Below are 15,953 nucleotides of genomic sequence, written 5' to 3' on the forward strand. Positions count from 1 at the left end.
TTCTGCGGGCTATGCTTTGCACGCGCAGCGTCTGCTTGCGCCAGATGGCCCGGGGCGATTGGGCTGCCAATATGGCGTTCTGGCGGTTTGTGAACAACCCCCAAGTCACGATCGATAAATTGATTGAGGGCTGGAGCGCGCAGACGCGGACTGCGGTCAGCGGGCGTCATGTGCTGGCGATCCAGGATACGAGCGAGGTCAAGTTCCAGACCCAGGCGGGACGGCGGCGCGGGCTGGGCAAAGTCGGCAAGGGCAATGCTCGCGGCGTGCTGTTGCATGCGATGATGGCGGTGGATGCCGACAGCGGGGTCTGTCTTGGCCTTACTGGCGGCAACGTTTGGACGCGCAAAGGCAAGGTAAAAATCCCGCATGAGCGGCGCGCCTTGGCCGACAAGGAGTCGGCGCGCTGGGTGACGGCCGCCGAGCAAGGCCGCGACGTCCTGGCAGATGCCCGCATGATCACCGTCGTCAACGACCGCGAGGGGGATTTCTTTGCTCACTGGGCGCTGACGCCAGCTGAGAATGTCCATCTTCTGTCGCGTGCCATGCACGACCATGCGCTGGTCGATGGCGACACACTTTATCAGGCGGTCGAGCGGAGCCGCTTCTGCGACAACGCGGTGATCGATCTGCCGCAGCGAATGGATCGGCGCGGCCGGCAGGCCCATCTCTCGATGCGCTTCGGAACCGTCGTGCTCAAGCGGCCGCAGAGGCCCGGCGTCACCGACTTGGCGGAGGGCATCAAACTCAGCTTCGTAGAAGTGGTCGAGTTGCATCCGCCGAGAGGTGCGGAGCCCATTCGCTGGCTGCTCCTGACCACTCATCCGGTCGCCACCGTTAAAGACGCCTGGCAGATCGTCTCCTGGTACCGCCAGCGCTGGATCATTGAGCAACTCTTTCGCTCGCTGAAGAGCCAGGGTTTGCGCATCGAGGATAGTCAGATCGAGAGCGCCGAAGGCCTGATCAAGCTCGTGGCGGTCGCCACCAGAGCGGCATGTATCGTCATTCAACTCGTTCAGGCCCGCAACAGTGGCGAAGAATTGCCGGCTGAATTTGTCTTCACCGCAGAAGAGATCGAGACGCTCAGGGCCATCAACAAAACCATGAAAGGTCGCACCGAGCTTCAGAAAAACCACCATCGCCCCAACACTCTTGCTTGGGCGGCATGGATCATCGCAAAACTCGGCGGATGGACCGGCTACGCCTCCCACCGTCAACCTGGACCAATCACCTTCCACACCGGAATGGCCCGCTTCCAAATCCTCGCAAATGGCCCGACAAACGTGTAGATGCACTAGTGCGAAAGCAGGGACCCATAACCACCGTATGCAATTGCGGCACCGCGCTCGGGCCACAGCGTCGTGCAACAACAGCGCCCTGTGGTTATGGTCCCGGGTCGCGCTTCGCTTGCCCGGGACGACAGCTGTGGGTTCGACTACGACAGCGATGGTTTGGCTACGACAGCCTTCGCGACCGCTACTCCGCCGCTTTCTGCGCGACCGTCGGCTGGGTGCCGGCCACCGTGGCGCGGCGCATGTCGCGGGGCTGCGACTGGTCGTAGCGGCGGACGCGGTGCACGGTCTGGCGGTTGTCCCACATCACGAGGTCATGCACCGTCCATTTGTGCACATGGACGAATTCGGGCTGCGTCGCGTGCTCGGTCAGATCGCGCAGCAGCAGCCGCGCCTCCGGCATGCTCATGCCCCTGATGGCGCCGGCGTGAGAGGACAGATACAGCGACTTGCGGCCGTGCACCGGATGCGTGCGCACCAGGCGCTGCAGCACCGGCTTGAACATCTGCTTCTCCTCGTCGGTGTAGTCGAGGAAGCCGAGCGAGCCGCGCGAATACATCAGCGAGTGCTCGCAGATCATGTCCTCGATCTCGGCCTTGGTCTCGTCGTCGAGCGCGTCATAGGCGGCGCGCATGTCGGCGAATTCGGTGTTGCCGCCCTTCGGGTTCACCACGCGCGCCGACAGCAGCGAGAATTTCGCCGGGATCGGCCGGAACGAGCTGTCGGAATGCCACAGGCAGTTGCCGAGGTTGAACAGATGGGTGCGGTGGTCCTTCGGCAGCGGCTTGCCGTCCTTGCCGAGATTGCTGACGTCGTTCAGCCCGGAGGCGAGGCGGTAGTCCTGCTTCTTCGTCACCGTGCCGCCGCGCGCATCTTCGCGCTCGCCGAAATTCAGCGCGAACGCCATCTGCTGCTCGTCGGAGATGTCCTGGCCGTGGAACACGAGCACGGCGTATTTGTCCATGCCGGCCTCGATGTCGATCGCTTCCTGCTTCGTCAGCGGCTTGCGCAGATCGACGCCGGAAACCTCGCCGACGAAATGCTTGTGAAGCTGCCGGATCAGGACCGTCATTGGCATATCTCCCCGTCTGTCGCGGGCGGTTTTCCCGCTTCGTTTGACGGGAAGGCTACTCGCCGCGCGCGCGCTGTCAACGCTCGCGGGCCGTGCGCGGGTCAGGCATTCCGCGCCATCAACCCGCCGTCGACCGGAATCACCGCGCCGGTCAGGAACGATGCGGCGGGCAGGCACAGGCTCAGCGTCATGTGCGCGACCTCTTCCGGATCGCCGTAACGGGCGAGGGCGGTGCGGCGCTTGGCGTAGAGCGTCTTGTGCTCCTCGGAGATGCGGTCGGTGATGGCGGTGCGGATCGGGCCCGGGCAGATGCAGTTCACGGTGATGCCTTCGCGTCCCAGCTCCACCGCGAGCGAGCGGGTCAGGCTGGTGACGCCGCCCTTGGCCGCGGAGTAGGGGCTGTGCAGCGCGGTCGCGCCGAGCGCCTCGGTCGAGGCGATGTTGACGATGCGCGGCGAGTGCGACTTGCGCAGGTATGGCAGTGCCGCGCGGATGATGCGCGGATGCGCCGTCAGCATCACCGCGATGTCCTTGGCCCAGGCGTCCTCGTACGCGGGATCGTCGATCGGCACCCGCACCGAGATGCCGGCATTGTTGACGATGATGTCGAGCCCGCCGAAATGCGTGGCGACGTCGTTGACGACTTTGGTGATGGCGCCGCGATCGCCGACGTCGAGCGTCCAGGCCTTCGCCGAGCGGCCGCTTGCTGAAATCTCCTTCGCCACCGTCTGCGTGCCTTCTTCGGTGAGGTCGGTGACCGCGACGTTGGCACCTTCATCGGCAAACACCCGCGCGGTGGCGCGGCCCATGCCGCTGGCGGCGCCGGTGACCAGAACGGTGAGGCCCTTCACCGAACGGCTGAGCTGCTTGTATTCGGACATGACGGACCCCCCGTTGATTTTTTGCGTTGTGAGAGACGGCAACGCTGGCACCGATCGCAGGATACGTCAAACTACTGATCCGATATCGGCATGCGCGCAGCGCGTTAACGCAAGTTTCCCGGTTGGCTTTCCGAGAAGGATCATGCTCAATCAAGACAACAGCACGAGAGAGGAACGCGCGATGAACGAGCTCGATTTCGGCGGCAAGCAGATATTGGTGGTCGGCGGCTCCAGCGGCATCGGCAACGGCATCGCGCAGGCGTTCCGCGCCAGGGGCGCGCGCGTCGCGATCTGCGGCACCCGTGCGCAGGCGAGCGACTATTCCACCGAAGAGGGCTCGCATCTCGAGGGCCTCGCCTACGCGCAGCTCGATGTCAGCAACCCGCAGGCGATCGAGGCCTTCAGGCCGTCGTTCGACCGGCTCGATGTGCTGGTGCTGGCGCAGGGCGCGGTGATTTACCGCCGCGGGGAATTCGAGATGGAGGGTTTTCGCAAGGTGCTCGAGGTCAACCTGATGAGCCTGATGGCCTGCGCGACCAAATTCCAGCCGATGCTGAGCGCGAGCAAAGGCTCGCTGATCATCGTGAGCTCGACCGCGGCCTATCATTCCACCATGGGCAATCCGGCCTACAACGCCTCGAAGACCGGCGCCGTCGGACTGACGCGCACGCTCGGCGAGGCCTGGGCGGAGAACGGCATCCGCGTCAACGGCATCGCGCCTGGCCTCGTCGACACCAAGATGACCAAGGCGACGACGGCCAATCCGAAGCGTCTCGAAGGCGCGCTCGAGCGCATTCCGCTGAAGCGTCTCGGCACGCCCGCCGACATGGCCGGCGCCGCGCTGTTCCTGGCCTCGCCGCTCGCCTCCTACATCGTCGGCCAGACCATCGTCGTCGACGGTGGGCTGATCCTGTAACCGCAGGAACCTGCGCGCCGTTTCCCGGTTAGCTCCCGGACAGATCAGGGAGCGTGACGATGGACAAGGATCGGATTTTCGGAACGGCGAAGGAGTTCGCGGGCAAGGCCGAAGGTGCTGTCGGCGACGCGACCGGCGATGCGCAGACCCAGGCCTCGGGCCGCGCGCGCGAAGCCGCGGGCTCGGTGCAGGATCTTTACGGCCAGGCCAAGGACGCCGCGCGCGACGCCGCCGACACCGCGGTCAACTACGCCAAGGATGCCTATGAGCATCGCGGCGAGACCGTTCGCAGCGGACAGAAGGCGATGGCGCATGCGGTGCAGGAGAACCCGCTGGGATCGCTGCTGATCGCCGGCGGCATCGGCTTTGCACTCGCGCTCCTGATGACGCGCCAGCCGCGCCGCCCGCCGCCGTCGCGCTGGCGCTATTACGGTTGATACCATCTCGCCCACCGTCATTGCGAGGAGCTCGCGACAAAATTGCAAAGCAATTTTGCGCTGAAGCGACGAAGCAATCCAGCCGTCCGCGCGTGCGGATCGATGGATTGCTTTGCGGAGCCTGTCATCGGGCGCGCGTTCGCGCGACCCGTTGGCTCGCAATGACGTGGATGTAGCGTCAATTCTATCGGAAGACGCGCGGCCTACTGCCACGGACTCCCCGGCACTGCGGCCCGCTGTCCGACACCGCGCGGCGGGCGCGGCGGCGGAGCGACCAACGGGCGCTGCTGCGGCGCGCCGAACCCGAACAGATCGCGCAGCCAAGGCTGTGTCTGCGGCTGCTGTTGCGGCTGGGCCTGGGTCTGGGCCGGACGGAACACGCGCCTTGGCGGCTTCGGTGCGGTGATGATCGAGCCGTCGGGCGCGATCGCCGTGGTCGAGGGCGGCGGATTGGCCGGTCCGCCCGCCGGCGCGGCGGGCGTGGTCGCGGCAACCGGCACATCGCCCTTGGCTTGCTCGCGGCCCATCTCGCGGCGCGGCCAGACGAAATCATCGGCGCGGCCGGCGGGTGGCGCCAGCGCCTCCCCCTTCACCAGCGTGCGCGCGGCGAGCGCATCGACGGCGGCGGGCCGCGAGCCCGGTCCGCCGAGCAATTGATCGGTGCCGACGGTGGAGGCGACCAGCGGCAGCACCGGGCCCGCCAGCGGCCGCGGCGCGGGCTTGCCGGGCTCCGCGCTGGTATCCGGCGTCGCGGGTTCGCTCGGCAGCGCGATCGGCCCGGAGCGCACCGCGAGCAGGCGCGTCACCTCGCGCTCGACATAATGCGCGAGCTTGCGCGCGCCGGCCTTGGTGAAGAACACGCCGTCATCGGTACGCAGCTTGCGGGGCTGGCCTTCGAAGTCCGGGCCCTTCTGCATGAAGCGGCCGGCCTCGTCGACAAAGCCGTCCCAGACGTCAACATAGGTGATGCCGGCCTTGCCGGCGCCGTCGCGATAGAGCGCGTCGAGGAACAGCATGTCCGACGTGCCCTTCTGGCCGCGGATCGCGGGCAGGCCGACCCACAGCACCGGCACGCCCTTGCTCTTCAGCACGTTGATCAACTCCTCGATCTTCTTGCCGTAGAGCTCGACCCAGCGGTCGTCGCGGAATTCATAGAGGCCGTTCGGCGAACGCGCAGTCTTTTCCGGCGCGGCCTGCGAGTCATTGTCGGCGTCGTCGGCCGGCGGCTCGGCCTCGACCGGCTTGCCATCAGTTTTGGCGGCGGCATCGGGCTTGTCGCCCGGCTTGGCTTCGGGCTTGCCGCGCGCGTCCTTTTTCTCGTCCTTCTTGTCGACCTTCTTCTCCACGACAGATTCTCGGATCGCGGTGCGGTCGTTGAGGCCGAGCATCACGACGATGGCGTCGGGGTTCTCGGTGGCGAGAATGCCCTTCGCGGCCGCGGCCCAATCCGCCGGATCGCCCTTGGGCTGATAGCGGATCAGGCCGGAGACCGTCTTGTGCTTGCGGATCACGCCCATGTCGGGCTGGTCGGAATAGGCATCTTCCAGGCCATAGCCGAGCCAGTCGGCCATGGCGTCGCCGATGACGAGCACGTTGCGCTCGGCGGCCGCCTCGCGCTTGGCCGGTGCCGGAGCGCGCGAGAAATCCTCGCGCGGCCGCTGCGGCTGCGATGATTGCGGTTGCTGCTGCTGGAACGGCGCGAAGAAATCGCCGCCGAACCAGCCGCCACCACCGTGCTGCGGCGGAGCGCGGCGCTGCGGTTGCGGCGGTCCGCCGCCGAAGCCGGGGAAGCCGAAGAATTGCGCCGAGGCGGGCTGGGCGATGCCGATCAACAGCGCAAGCGCCACCGTCAGCGCGACCAGCGGACCGGCTTCGGTGAATATGCGCAAAAAGGACTTTGGCTCTCGCATCGCGTTCGGTCGCAAATGATCTGGAAGTACGTGAGCATACTAGCGGAATCGGGCCGCAAGCGGGCAGCTTTTCCACCATAAATCGGGTGCCGCCGGCCGCCGTCAAGGCAGGCGGCAAATATCGGATTTCACGGTTACTTTCGGGGTGGAGGGCCTAGCCGTCGCGGCGACGGAACCGTGCCCCCTCTCCCGCTTGCGGGAGGGGCAAGAGCCGTAGCCCGGATGGAGCAAAGCGTAATCCGGGACCAGACCAGCCGCACGGCGAGAACCCCGGCTTTCGCTGCGCTGCATCCGGGCTACGGGAGGCGGTCCTCCGGCTTCAGCCCTACCGCGCCCGCAGCCGCTCCAGCACCTCGGCGGTGGCAAAACCGTCGGCCGGTGCCCCGATCGACACCTGGAAGCCGCGCAGCGCCTCGCGGGTCTGGCCGCCGAACTGGCCGTCGGGCGTACCCTTGTAGAAGCCGCGCTGGGCGAGCAGCTGCTGCAGTTCCAGCCGCTCGGCGCGCGACAGCACCCGCTCCTGCCGCGGCCAGGGCTGCGCGAAGGGCTGGCCGCCGCGCAGGCGGTCGGCGAAATGGCCGATGGCGAGCGCGTAGGCCTCGGCCGGGTTGTACTTCATGATCACCCGGAAATTCTGCAGCATCAGGAAGCCCGGCCCCTCGGCGCCGGCCGGCGCCAGCAGATAGGCCTTGTCGGACGGCCGCGGGAACGGCTGGCCGTTCGGCCGCTTGAGGCCGAGATGCTCCCATTGCGACAGCGGCATGGCCTTGGCGCGGTCGGCCAGCATGTAATTGAGGCCTTGCGGCAGCACGACCTCGTAGCCCCAGCTCGCGCCGGTCTGCCAGCCGTCCTTCTTCAGATTGTTGGCGGTCGAGGCGATCAGGTCGCTCGGATTGTCGACGACGTCGCGGCGGCCGTCGCCGTCGCCATCGACGGCATAGCGCTTGAACGCGGTCGGCATGAACTGGGTCGGGCCGAAGGCGCCGGCCCAGGAGCCGCGCATCTGCTCGGGCCTGAGGTCGCCGCGGCTGAGGATTTCCAGCGCCGACAGGAACTCGTCCTTGAAATAGGCCTGACGGCGGCCGATGCAGGCGAGCGTCGCGGTCGACTGCACCACGTTGCGATCGCCCATCTGGGTCGAGTAGTTCGACTCGATGCCCCAGATCGCCGCAATGATGTAGCGGTCGACGCCATAGGCCTTCTCGGTGGCATCGAACTGCGGCTTGTATTTCGCAAGGATCTCGCGCCCCTTGGCGAGCCTGGTGTCGCTGACCAGGATGTCGAGATAATCCCAGATCGCCTTGGTGAACTCCGGCTGCGAATCCATCAGATCCATGATGCGCAGATCGGGCGTCAGGCCGGCGGTGAAGCGCTCGAAATTCTCTTGGGTGATGTTGCGCCGTGCGGCATCTGGCCACATCGCTGCGACGCAGTTCGGGAAGTCCGACGCGGCCTGGCGGATCGCCGCTGCGGTCATCAGCGGATGGCCGGAGGCGCCGTCTTCACCGCTCCACGGCGGTGCCGCGCCGTCCTGTCCGGTTGCGGCCTGCGGCGGCGTCGCGTTCGGTCCGGAAAAGATGCTGTCGATCAGGTTGGTCAGGCCGTTGCCCGCCGACTGGGCTTGCGTGCTGCCGGGCAGCAGCAGGGCCAGCGCGATCAGGCTCGCGCCGAAAAGCTTGGTCCTTGATGTTCCCATCGCGCGCATTTGTCGTGTGCCTGTCAAAATCGTGCTGTTCCAGAAGGCCCCGGCACGGTTTCCAATAACTTAACAAGGGCGAGATTTTGTTGCGGCCCGCATTTGGCTGACGGGAACGGCGGAATTAAGCCGCACCACACATCCGCCTTTGTTGGCGGCTGCAAAACGGGGTACCAAAGGCATGATTCATTTCGTGCCGCCGTCCCACCCATTTCAAGGCTTCCGATAATCCCATGAAGATCCGCAAAGCCGTATTCCCCGTCGCCGGTCTCGGTACCCGCGTGCTGCCCGCCACCAAGGCGATGCCGAAGGAGATGCTGACGATCGTCGACAAGCCCCTGATCCAGTACGTGGTCGACGAGGCCCGGGAAGCCGGCATCGAGCATTTCGTGTTCGTCACCGGCCGCAACAAGGGTGTCATCGAGGATCACTTCGACCGCATGTTCGAGCTCGACACCACGCTGGCGCAGCGCGGCAAGAAGACCGAGCAGGATATCCTGGCGCAGAACCAGCCGGAGGCCGGCGCGATGAGCTTCACCCGGCAGCAGGCGCCGCTCGGGCTCGGCCACGCGGTGTGGTGCGCACGCGATATCATCGGCAACGAGCCGTTCGCGGTGGTGCTGCCGGACGAGTTGGTGCTGAACACGCCGGGCTGCCTCAAGCAGATGATCGACGCCGCGAGCAGGCTTGGTGATAAGTCGAACCTGATCGCGGTCGAGGCGGTGCCCGACGAACTCACCCATCAATACGGCATCTGCAGCGTCGGCAAACGCACCGGCAACATCTTCGAGGTCGACCGCATGGTCGAGAAGCCGCCGCAGGGCACCGCGCCGTCCAACCTGTCGATCACCGGCCGCTACATCCTGCAGCCGGAGATCTTCAACATCCTGGCCACGCAGGAGCGCGGCGCCGGCGGCGAGATCCAGCTCACCGATGCGATGATCGGGCTTGCGAAGACGCAGAAGTTCTACGGCGTCGAGTTCGAGGGCGAGCGCCACGATTGCGGCTCCAAGCCCGGCTTCCTCCGCGCCAACATCGCCTTCGGCCTCAAGCGCCCCGAACTGCGCGACGGCCTGATCGCCGAGATGAAGAAGTACCTGGAGAAGTAGGGGCGCCGCGTCATCTCGTCATTCGCCGCGAGAATGCGGACGTATGATTCACAGACCGCGCAACATATTCGATGTCGTCCTGGCGAAAGCCAGGACCCATTACCCCGACCATCAGTTGTTGAGCGAAGCTGGAGCCACGATCCCGTTCACAATCAAACGCGGTGGTTATGGGTCCCTGGCTTTCGCCAGGACGACGGTTGTGGGGGTGGCGAGACGTGTGCGTCAAACCAGAACTACATCTTCGCCGCAGCGTCTCGGCAATCACGCCACCTTCCTTCGCCCCGCGCGCTTCGCCGGCTCCTTGGCGCCGTCCTGCTTCGGCGCGCGCAGGGCGCGGGCGGCGAGGCTGACGACCTCGGAGATCTGCTGGAGCTGCGCGGCGAGCGGAGAGGTCTTGCGCCAGACCATGCCGATGGTGCGCGACGGCTGCGGATGCTTGAAGCGCGAGACCGTGACCGGCGCCGAGCGCGTCTCCACCGTCACCGCCATCTCGGGGATCAGGGTGACGCCGATACCGGCGCCGACCATCTGCACCAGCGTCGACAGCGAACTCGCGTCCAGCACCTCGCGCGGCGGCGAGGATTGCATGTTGCAGAACGACAGCGCCTGGTCGCGGAAGCAGTGGCCCTCCTCGAGCAGCAACAGCCGCATCTCGCGCAGCATCTCGGCGCTCGGCACCGGCGTCTTGGCATCCTCGCCCGGCCGCACCAGCAGGAAGTTTTCCGAGAACAGCGCGACCTCGGTCAGCGACGGTTCCGATACCGGCAGCGCCACGATCGCGGTGTCGAGCCGGCCTTCGGCGACCTCCTTGATCAACTTCGGCGTCAGCGTCTCGCGGACATGGATGTCGAGCTCGGGATGCAGCCGCGCCAGGTTCTCGATCACCTTCGGCAGCAGATATGGTGCAATCGTCGGGATCATGCCGACCCGCAGCCGCCCGGCGAGCTTGTCGCGCGAGGCGCGCGCGAAGTCGCCGAGTTCGTCGACCGAACGCAGGATGTCGCGCACGCGGCGCAGCAGGTCCTCGCCGAAGGTCGTCAGCGTCACCTGCCGCGCATTGCGTTCGATCAGCACGCCGCCGACCGCCTGTTCCATTTCGCGGATCTGCATCGACAGCGCCGGCTGCGACACCGCGCAGGCATCCGCGGCGCGCCCGAAATGGCGGTGGTGGGCCAGAGCATCAAAATACCTGAGTTGCCGGAGTGTGACATTTATCATCAGATAATCTTATCGACGCGATCACTAAAGTCAATTTCCTCTGATGGATTGGGTTGCGTAGAATCGTTCTTGGAAGAGCTCCAGCGCATTCCAGAATCCATCACCTCGGAGAAGAAACATGGACGCAAAAACCGACGAAGGCGCGGGCAAATGCCCATTCACAGGCGGGCCTCGCGGGCACTCGAATCGTGACTGGTGGCCGGAGACGCTCGACGTTCAGGTGCTGCATCGCAACTCCAGCCTGTCCGATCCGATGGGCAAGGGCTTCGACTACGCCAAGGAATTCAAGAGCCTCGATCTCAACGCCGTGATCAAGGACCTCACGGCCCTGATGACGACGTCGCAAGAATGGTGGCCGGCCGACTTCGGCCATTACGGCGGCCTGATGATCCGCATGGCCTGGCATTCGGCGGGCACCTATCGCATCACCGACGGCCGCGGCGGCGCCGGTGCCGGTCAGCAGCGTTTCGCCCCGCTCAACAGCTGGCCGGACAACGCCAACCTCGACAAGGCGCGCCGGCTGCTGTGGCCGATCAAGCAGAAGTACGGCCGCAAGATCTCGTGGGCCGATCTGATGGTCCTCGCCGGCAACGTTGCGCTGGAATCGATGGGCTTCAAGACGTTCGGTTTTGCGGGTGGCCGCGCCGACGTGTGGGAGCCGGAAGAGCTGTACTGGGGTCCGGAAGGCACCTGGCTTGGTGACGAGCGCTACAGCGGCGAGCGCCAGCTCTCCGAGCCACTCGGCGCGGTGCAGATGGGCCTGATCTACGTCAACCCGGAAGGCCCGAACGGCAATCCGGACCCGGTCGCCGCCGCGAAGGACATTCGCGAGACGTTCTTCCGCATGGCGATGAACGACGAGGAGACCGTCGCGCTGATCGCCGGTGGCCACACCTTCGGCAAGACCCACGGTGCGGGCGATCCGTCGTTGATCGGTCCGGAGCCGGAAGGTGGCGCGATCGAGGAACAGGGTCTCGGTTGGAAGAGCAAGTTCGGCACCGGCGTCGGCGCTGACGCGATCACCGGCGGTCCCGAGGTCACCTGGACCCAGACCCCGACCAAGTGGAGCAACCACTTCTTCGAGAACCTGTTCAAGTACGAATGGGAGCTGACGAAGAGCCCGGCGGGTGCGAAGCAGTGGAAGGCAAAGGGCGCGGACGCCGTCATTCCGGACGCGTTCGATCCGTCGAAGAAGCATGTCCCGACGATGCTGACCACCGACCTGTCGCTGCGCTTCGATCCGGCCTATGAGAAGATCTCGCGCCGGTTCTATGAGCATCCGGATCAGTTCGCGGACGCCTTCGCCCGCGCCTGGTTCAAGCTCACGCACCGCGACATGGGTCCGATCCAGCGCTACCTCGGCCCGCTGGTGCCGAAGGAGACGCTGATCTGGCAGGATCCGGTACCGGCGCTCGATCACGCCGTGATCGACGACAAGGATATCGAGGCGCTCAAGGCGAAGATCCTCGCCTCGGGCCTGTCGGTGTCCGAACTGGTGTCGACCGCCTGGGCCTCGGCCTCCACGTTCCGCGGCTCCGACAAGCGCGGCGGTGCCAATGGTGCACGCATCCGCCTTGCGCCGCAGAAGGACTGGGATGTCAACGAGCCCGCGCAGCTCAAGGGCGTGCTGGGCAAGCTCGAAGCCATCCAGAAGGAGTTCGGCAAGAAGGTTTCGCTGGCCGATCTGATCGTGCTCGGCGGCGCGGCTGCGATCGAGAAGGCGGCGAAGGACGGCGGCACCAATGTGAAGGTCCCCTTCACGCCGGGCCGCACCGATGCGACGCAGGACCAGACCGACGTCGAGTCGTTCGCTCCGCTCGAGCCGCGGGCTGACGGCTTCCGCAACTATATCGGCGGCAAGCATCAGTTCCTGCAGCCGGAAGAGGCCTTGGTCGACCGTGCACAGCTCCTGCGGCTGACCGGACCGGAACTGACGGTCCTCGTCGGCGGCCTGCGCGTGCTCGGCGCCAATGCCAAGAAGTCGAAGCACGGCGTCTTCACCGGCAAGCCGGGGACGCTCACCAACGACTTCTTCCTCAACCTGCTCGACATGGGCACGGTGTGGAGCGATGCCGGCGAGGGCGTCTATGAGGGCCGCGACCGCAAGACCAAGGCGGTGAAGTGGACCGGCACCCGCGTCGACCTGATCTTCGGCTCACACTCGCAGCTGCGGGCGTTCGCCGAGGTCTACGGCCAGTCCGACTCCAAGGAGCAGTTCGTGAAGGACTTCGTCGCGGCCTGGGCCAAGGTGATGAACGCCGACCGCTTCGACCTCGCGAAGTAAGCGGCGAGCAAACGGCAATCAGGGCAGGGCGGCGCTTCGGCGCCGCCCTGTTTCATTTGGGAGATGATGCGGAAGGATTTTCGCGGTTTGCCGATCCCGTTCAATCATGCAGCTTCATGTCGCGGATCATCTCCTCGAACTCCGCCTGCGTCGGGGTCGCCAGTGAGGCCTGCGGCGCGCTGCTCGTCGCGGTGGATACGTCGCACTGCGAGGCACCGCGCGAAGGTTCAAAGATTGCGGTCAGGCTCGCCCAGCAGACGAGGAGGGCCACGATCCAGTCCAGTACATTGGATGCCGTCATTGCAGCACCAGCATCAGCATTTCCATGCCCTGATGCTGCAGCCGACTCGGGCTTCGCGCAATTCGGAAGCTACGAAACGTAACTTCGGCGTTGCCGAGCGGGTTATCCGTACCGAGCGAGTGCAACACACCGTCATTGCGAGGAGCGTCAGCGACGACGCAGTCCATTTCTCCGCTTGCGGCACGATGGATTGCTTCGCTCCGCTCGCAATGACGGCGGGCGGAGCGCACAAACTAAAATTGTGACGCTGCCGCTACAGCGACGATCCGCTCCGCGCCCGGCGCCCCTCGATCGGATAGGCGGGGTCGTTGAAGCCCGGCGTCGAGGGATGGCCGGTGACGACGAGGCGGTCGATCAGGGCTTCGTCCTCGGCGGTGAAGCGATAGTCGAGCGCGCGGATGTAGTCGTCCCATTGCGCTTCGGTGCGCGGCCCCGCGATCACGGCGCTGACGAACGACGAGTTCAGTACCCAGGACACCGCGAACTGCCCGGCGGTGATGCCTTTGCTCTCGGCGTGGCGCTTGATCTCCTGCGCGAGCTCGAGCGATTCCGGCCGCCACTCGGTCTGCATCATGCGCTTGTCGTTGCGCCCCGCACGCGTGTCCGCGGGTGGCGCCGCGTCGGGCGCGTATTTGCCGGTAAGCACGCCGCGCGCCAGCGGGCTATAGGGCACGATGCCGAGCCCGTAATAGGCGCAGGCCGGGAAATGCTCGACCTCCGGCATCCGGTTCATCGCATTGTAATAGGGCTGGCTCGCGACCGGGCGGTCGATGCCGAGCCGGTCGCAGATGTTGCAGATCTCGGCGACGCGCCAGGCGCGGTAGTTGGAGACGCCGAAATAGCGCACCTTGCCGGCGCGGATCAGGTCGCCCATCGCGCGCACCGTCTCGTCGAGCGGCGTCGTGTGATCTTCCTTGTGCAGATAGTAGACGTCGATGTAGTCGGTGCCGAGCCGCTTCAGGCTCTCGTCGGCGGCCTGGAACACCCAGCGACGCGACAGCCCGCCGTGGTTGGGATCGTCGCCGATCGGATTGGCGAGTTTTGTCGCGAGCACCCAGTTCGACCGGCTGTTGGAGATCGCGCGCCCCACGACCTCCTCGGACTTGCCGGCATTATAGGCGTCGGCGCTGTCGATGAAGTTGATGCCGGCCTCGCGCGCCTTCGCCACGATCCGCGCCGAGGTCGCCTCGTCGGTCGGTCCGCCGAACATCATGGTGCCGAGGCAGATCGGCGAGACCTTCAGGCCGCTACGGCCAAGCTGGCGATATTGCATCGGACTTTCCTTTCCTGCGGTCATTCCGGGGCGATGCGCAGCATCGAGCCCGGAATCTCGAGATTCCGGGTCTGGTCCTTCGGACCATCCCGGAATGACAAAGGATCAGCTGTCGTTCTTCAGGATCTTGAACACGCCGTTGGCCATCGCGATACAGCGCTTGTCGACGGTCACCTCGGCCGTGATGAAGATCAGGCTGCGGGTCGAGCGTACCACGCGCGGCCGCGTCGTCAGGATCTCGCCGATCTTGCCGGCCTCGACGAAATGGGTGTCGAGCTGCACGGTCGCAAGCGTCGGCTTGCCCGAGACGTAGCGTGCGGCCATGCCGCAGGCGCGGTCGGCGAAGGTCATGATCACGCCGCCCTGCACGAGGCCGCGGCGATTGTGGTGCTTGTCTTCGGTGATCAGCGCGAGTTCAAGCGCGCCGTCCTTCAACCGTTCCCACAACGGGCCGATCAGCGTCAGGAATCCCGTGGTTTCGGCGATCTTCCAGCCGTCGGATGTGAGTTTGTCCGCGGCCTTGGCCGTCATGAGGTGGGGTCCGTTGCTTGCTGATGATTGATCGCAGGAGGCATGTGGTCGCAGTCATTTCATCAAACGCTGTTGTGTTGTAGTCAAGGTCAATGGCCCGCACATTTGACGATGCCACCCGGCGGAATATCGCAGAGCTCTGTGCCGCATTCGCACGCTTGGCACCGGCGGACGCCGCGCCGACGCTGAAGCGCGCGGCGGTCGCGATCGCGCTGACCGAAGGCGACGACGGCAGCGGTACGGCGTTCCTGTTGACCCGCCGCAGCGCGCGCCTGCGCGCCCACAGCGCGCAATGGGCGCTGCCGGGCGGGCGCTGCGATGCCGGCGAGACGCAGGCCGAGGCCGCGCTGCGCGAATTGCATGAGGAGCTCGGGCTCGCGCTTGGCCCGAGCGACGTGCTCGGCATGCTCGACGATTATCCGACGCGATCCGGCTATCTGATCACGCCGGTCGTGGTCTGGGCCGGTGCGCATGCGGCGATCACGCCGAACCCGGACGAGGTCGCCTCCGTCCATCGCATCGGCCTCGATGCGATCGAGCTGGATGGCGCGTTCAGCTTCGTCACGATCCCGGAAAGCTCGCGCCGCGTGATCCGCTTCCGCCTCGGTGGCCAGCAGATCCATGCGCCGACCGCCGCGCTGATCTATCAATTTCGCGAGGTGCTGGCCGGCCGCAGCACCCGCGTCGCCGAACTGGAGCAGCCGGTATTCGCATGGAAGTAGGCCGCAACGATGCCGCTATTTGTGATGCCGCTTGCGGGCGTTCATCTTTATTGATTTCCCCTGCGCACCAGGCGAATGCGCCGCGGCCTCGGGTTCCTGAGGCGCCCGCGACACATTCTCGTAACAGGTGAAGCGTGAACGCGTATCCGGAAACGTTCCGCAGTCCGGACGCTCGGCGCGCGCCGATGCGGCGAGCGTCAACGCGCAGGCGGCGACGAGCCAGAGTGCCATTCTCATCGCAATCTCCAGGGCTTTCTCCAAGGCTTTCGTTCGGAGAACACCGCATTGTGGCGAATATTCTGCATTGATCG

Annotated in this window: 15 protein-coding genes; 6 read left to right on the forward strand and 9 right to left on the reverse strand. The window is 65.7% G+C overall.

Annotation, left to right across the window (positions count from 1 at the left end; translation table 11 throughout):
• Positions 1-44: 44 nt before the first annotated feature.
• Positions 45-1,289 (forward strand): IS4 family transposase, encoded by a 1,245-nt coding sequence (locus ACVW1B_RS39740; RefSeq protein WP_456781775.1) that lies wholly within the window; start codon positions 45-47, stop codon positions 1,287-1,289.
• A 187-nt stretch (positions 1,290-1,476) separates the two neighbouring features.
• Here ACVW1B_RS39740 and ACVW1B_RS39745 read toward each other — a convergent pair whose 3' ends face one another.
• Both ACVW1B_RS39745 and ACVW1B_RS39750 read right to left on the reverse strand, forming a co-directional pair.
• The gene (locus tag ACVW1B_RS39745; protein WP_456822893.1) at positions 1,477-2,364 is read right to left on the reverse strand and encodes a TauD/TfdA dioxygenase family protein; all 888 of its coding nucleotides are present in this window, start codon (positions 2,362-2,364) and stop codon (positions 1,477-1,479) included.
• Positions 2,365-2,465: 101 nt separating this feature from the next.
• Positions 2,466-3,245, reverse strand: coding sequence for an SDR family NAD(P)-dependent oxidoreductase (locus tag ACVW1B_RS39750; RefSeq protein ID WP_456822894.1), 780 nt, complete (start codon positions 3,243-3,245; stop codon positions 2,466-2,468).
• Between the two features lie 181 nt (positions 3,246-3,426).
• Between ACVW1B_RS39750 and ACVW1B_RS39755 the strand changes: the two genes are divergently transcribed.
• Both ACVW1B_RS39755 and ACVW1B_RS39760 read left to right on the forward strand, forming a co-directional pair.
• Complete coding sequence (locus ACVW1B_RS39755) at positions 3,427-4,161, forward strand: SDR family NAD(P)-dependent oxidoreductase (RefSeq protein ID WP_456777830.1); 735 nt, start codon at positions 3,427-3,429, stop codon at positions 4,159-4,161.
• A gap of 59 nt (positions 4,162-4,220) precedes the next feature.
• Entirely contained in the window at positions 4,221-4,598 is a 378-nt protein-coding gene (locus ACVW1B_RS39760) for a CsbD family protein (RefSeq protein WP_050387227.1), read from the forward strand.
• A gap of 203 nt (positions 4,599-4,801) precedes the next feature.
• Here ACVW1B_RS39760 and ACVW1B_RS39765 read toward each other — a convergent pair whose 3' ends face one another.
• Positions 4,802-6,508: an SGNH/GDSL hydrolase family protein gene (locus ACVW1B_RS39765; RefSeq protein WP_076825226.1), complete on the reverse strand. Its 1,707-nt coding sequence runs from the start codon at positions 6,506-6,508 to the stop codon at positions 4,802-4,804.
• A gap of 325 nt (positions 6,509-6,833) precedes the next feature.
• A complete protein-coding gene (locus ACVW1B_RS39770) occupies positions 6,834-8,213 on the reverse strand; it encodes a lytic murein transglycosylase (RefSeq protein WP_456822895.1) in 1,380 nt (459 codons plus the stop codon).
• Between the two features lie 224 nt (positions 8,214-8,437).
• Here ACVW1B_RS39770 and galU point away from each other — a divergent pair, with 224 nt between their 5' ends.
• Positions 8,438-9,313, forward strand: coding sequence for a UTP--glucose-1-phosphate uridylyltransferase GalU (galU, locus tag ACVW1B_RS39775; protein ID WP_028334743.1), 876 nt, complete (start codon positions 8,438-8,440; stop codon positions 9,311-9,313).
• Between the two features lie 261 nt (positions 9,314-9,574).
• Here galU and ACVW1B_RS39780 read toward each other — a convergent pair whose 3' ends face one another.
• Complete coding sequence (locus tag ACVW1B_RS39780) at positions 9,575-10,531, reverse strand: hydrogen peroxide-inducible genes activator (RefSeq protein WP_028342619.1); 957 nt, start codon at positions 10,529-10,531, stop codon at positions 9,575-9,577.
• A 118-nt stretch (positions 10,532-10,649) separates the two neighbouring features.
• Between ACVW1B_RS39780 and katG the strand changes: the two genes are divergently transcribed.
• On the forward strand, positions 10,650-12,815 hold the full coding sequence (gene katG, locus ACVW1B_RS39785) for a catalase/peroxidase HPI (protein WP_253604641.1): 2,166 nt from the start codon (positions 10,650-10,652) through the stop codon (positions 12,813-12,815).
• Positions 12,816-12,915: 100 nt separating this feature from the next.
• On the opposite strand, the gene ACVW1B_RS39790 is transcribed toward katG, so the two are convergent.
• The 3 genes from ACVW1B_RS39790 to ACVW1B_RS39800 form a co-directional block, all read right to left on the reverse strand.
• Positions 12,916-13,116 (reverse strand): hypothetical protein, encoded by a 201-nt coding sequence (locus ACVW1B_RS39790; RefSeq protein ID WP_057016417.1) that lies wholly within the window; start codon positions 13,114-13,116, stop codon positions 12,916-12,918.
• A gap of 253 nt (positions 13,117-13,369) precedes the next feature.
• Positions 13,370-14,389, reverse strand: a complete 1,020-nt coding sequence (locus ACVW1B_RS39795; RefSeq protein ID WP_456822896.1) for an aldo/keto reductase — start codon at positions 14,387-14,389, stop codon at positions 13,370-13,372.
• A 105-nt stretch (positions 14,390-14,494) separates the two neighbouring features.
• Complete coding sequence (locus ACVW1B_RS39800; protein WP_456777825.1) at positions 14,495-14,920, reverse strand: PaaI family thioesterase; 426 nt, start codon at positions 14,918-14,920, stop codon at positions 14,495-14,497.
• A gap of 92 nt (positions 14,921-15,012) precedes the next feature.
• Between ACVW1B_RS39800 and ACVW1B_RS39805 the strand changes: the two genes are divergently transcribed.
• The gene (locus ACVW1B_RS39805) at positions 15,013-15,642 is read left to right on the forward strand and encodes an NUDIX hydrolase (protein WP_253604639.1); all 630 of its coding nucleotides are present in this window, start codon (positions 15,013-15,015) and stop codon (positions 15,640-15,642) included.
• 15 nt (positions 15,643-15,657) lie between these two features.
• On the opposite strand, the gene ACVW1B_RS39810 is transcribed toward ACVW1B_RS39805, so the two are convergent.
• Entirely contained in the window at positions 15,658-15,903 is a 246-nt protein-coding gene (locus ACVW1B_RS39810; RefSeq protein WP_456777824.1) for a hypothetical protein, read from the reverse strand.
• Positions 15,904-15,953: the final 50 nt, after the last annotated feature.

The sequence above is a fragment of the Bradyrhizobium sp. USDA 4502 genome (genome assembly GCF_054063355.1).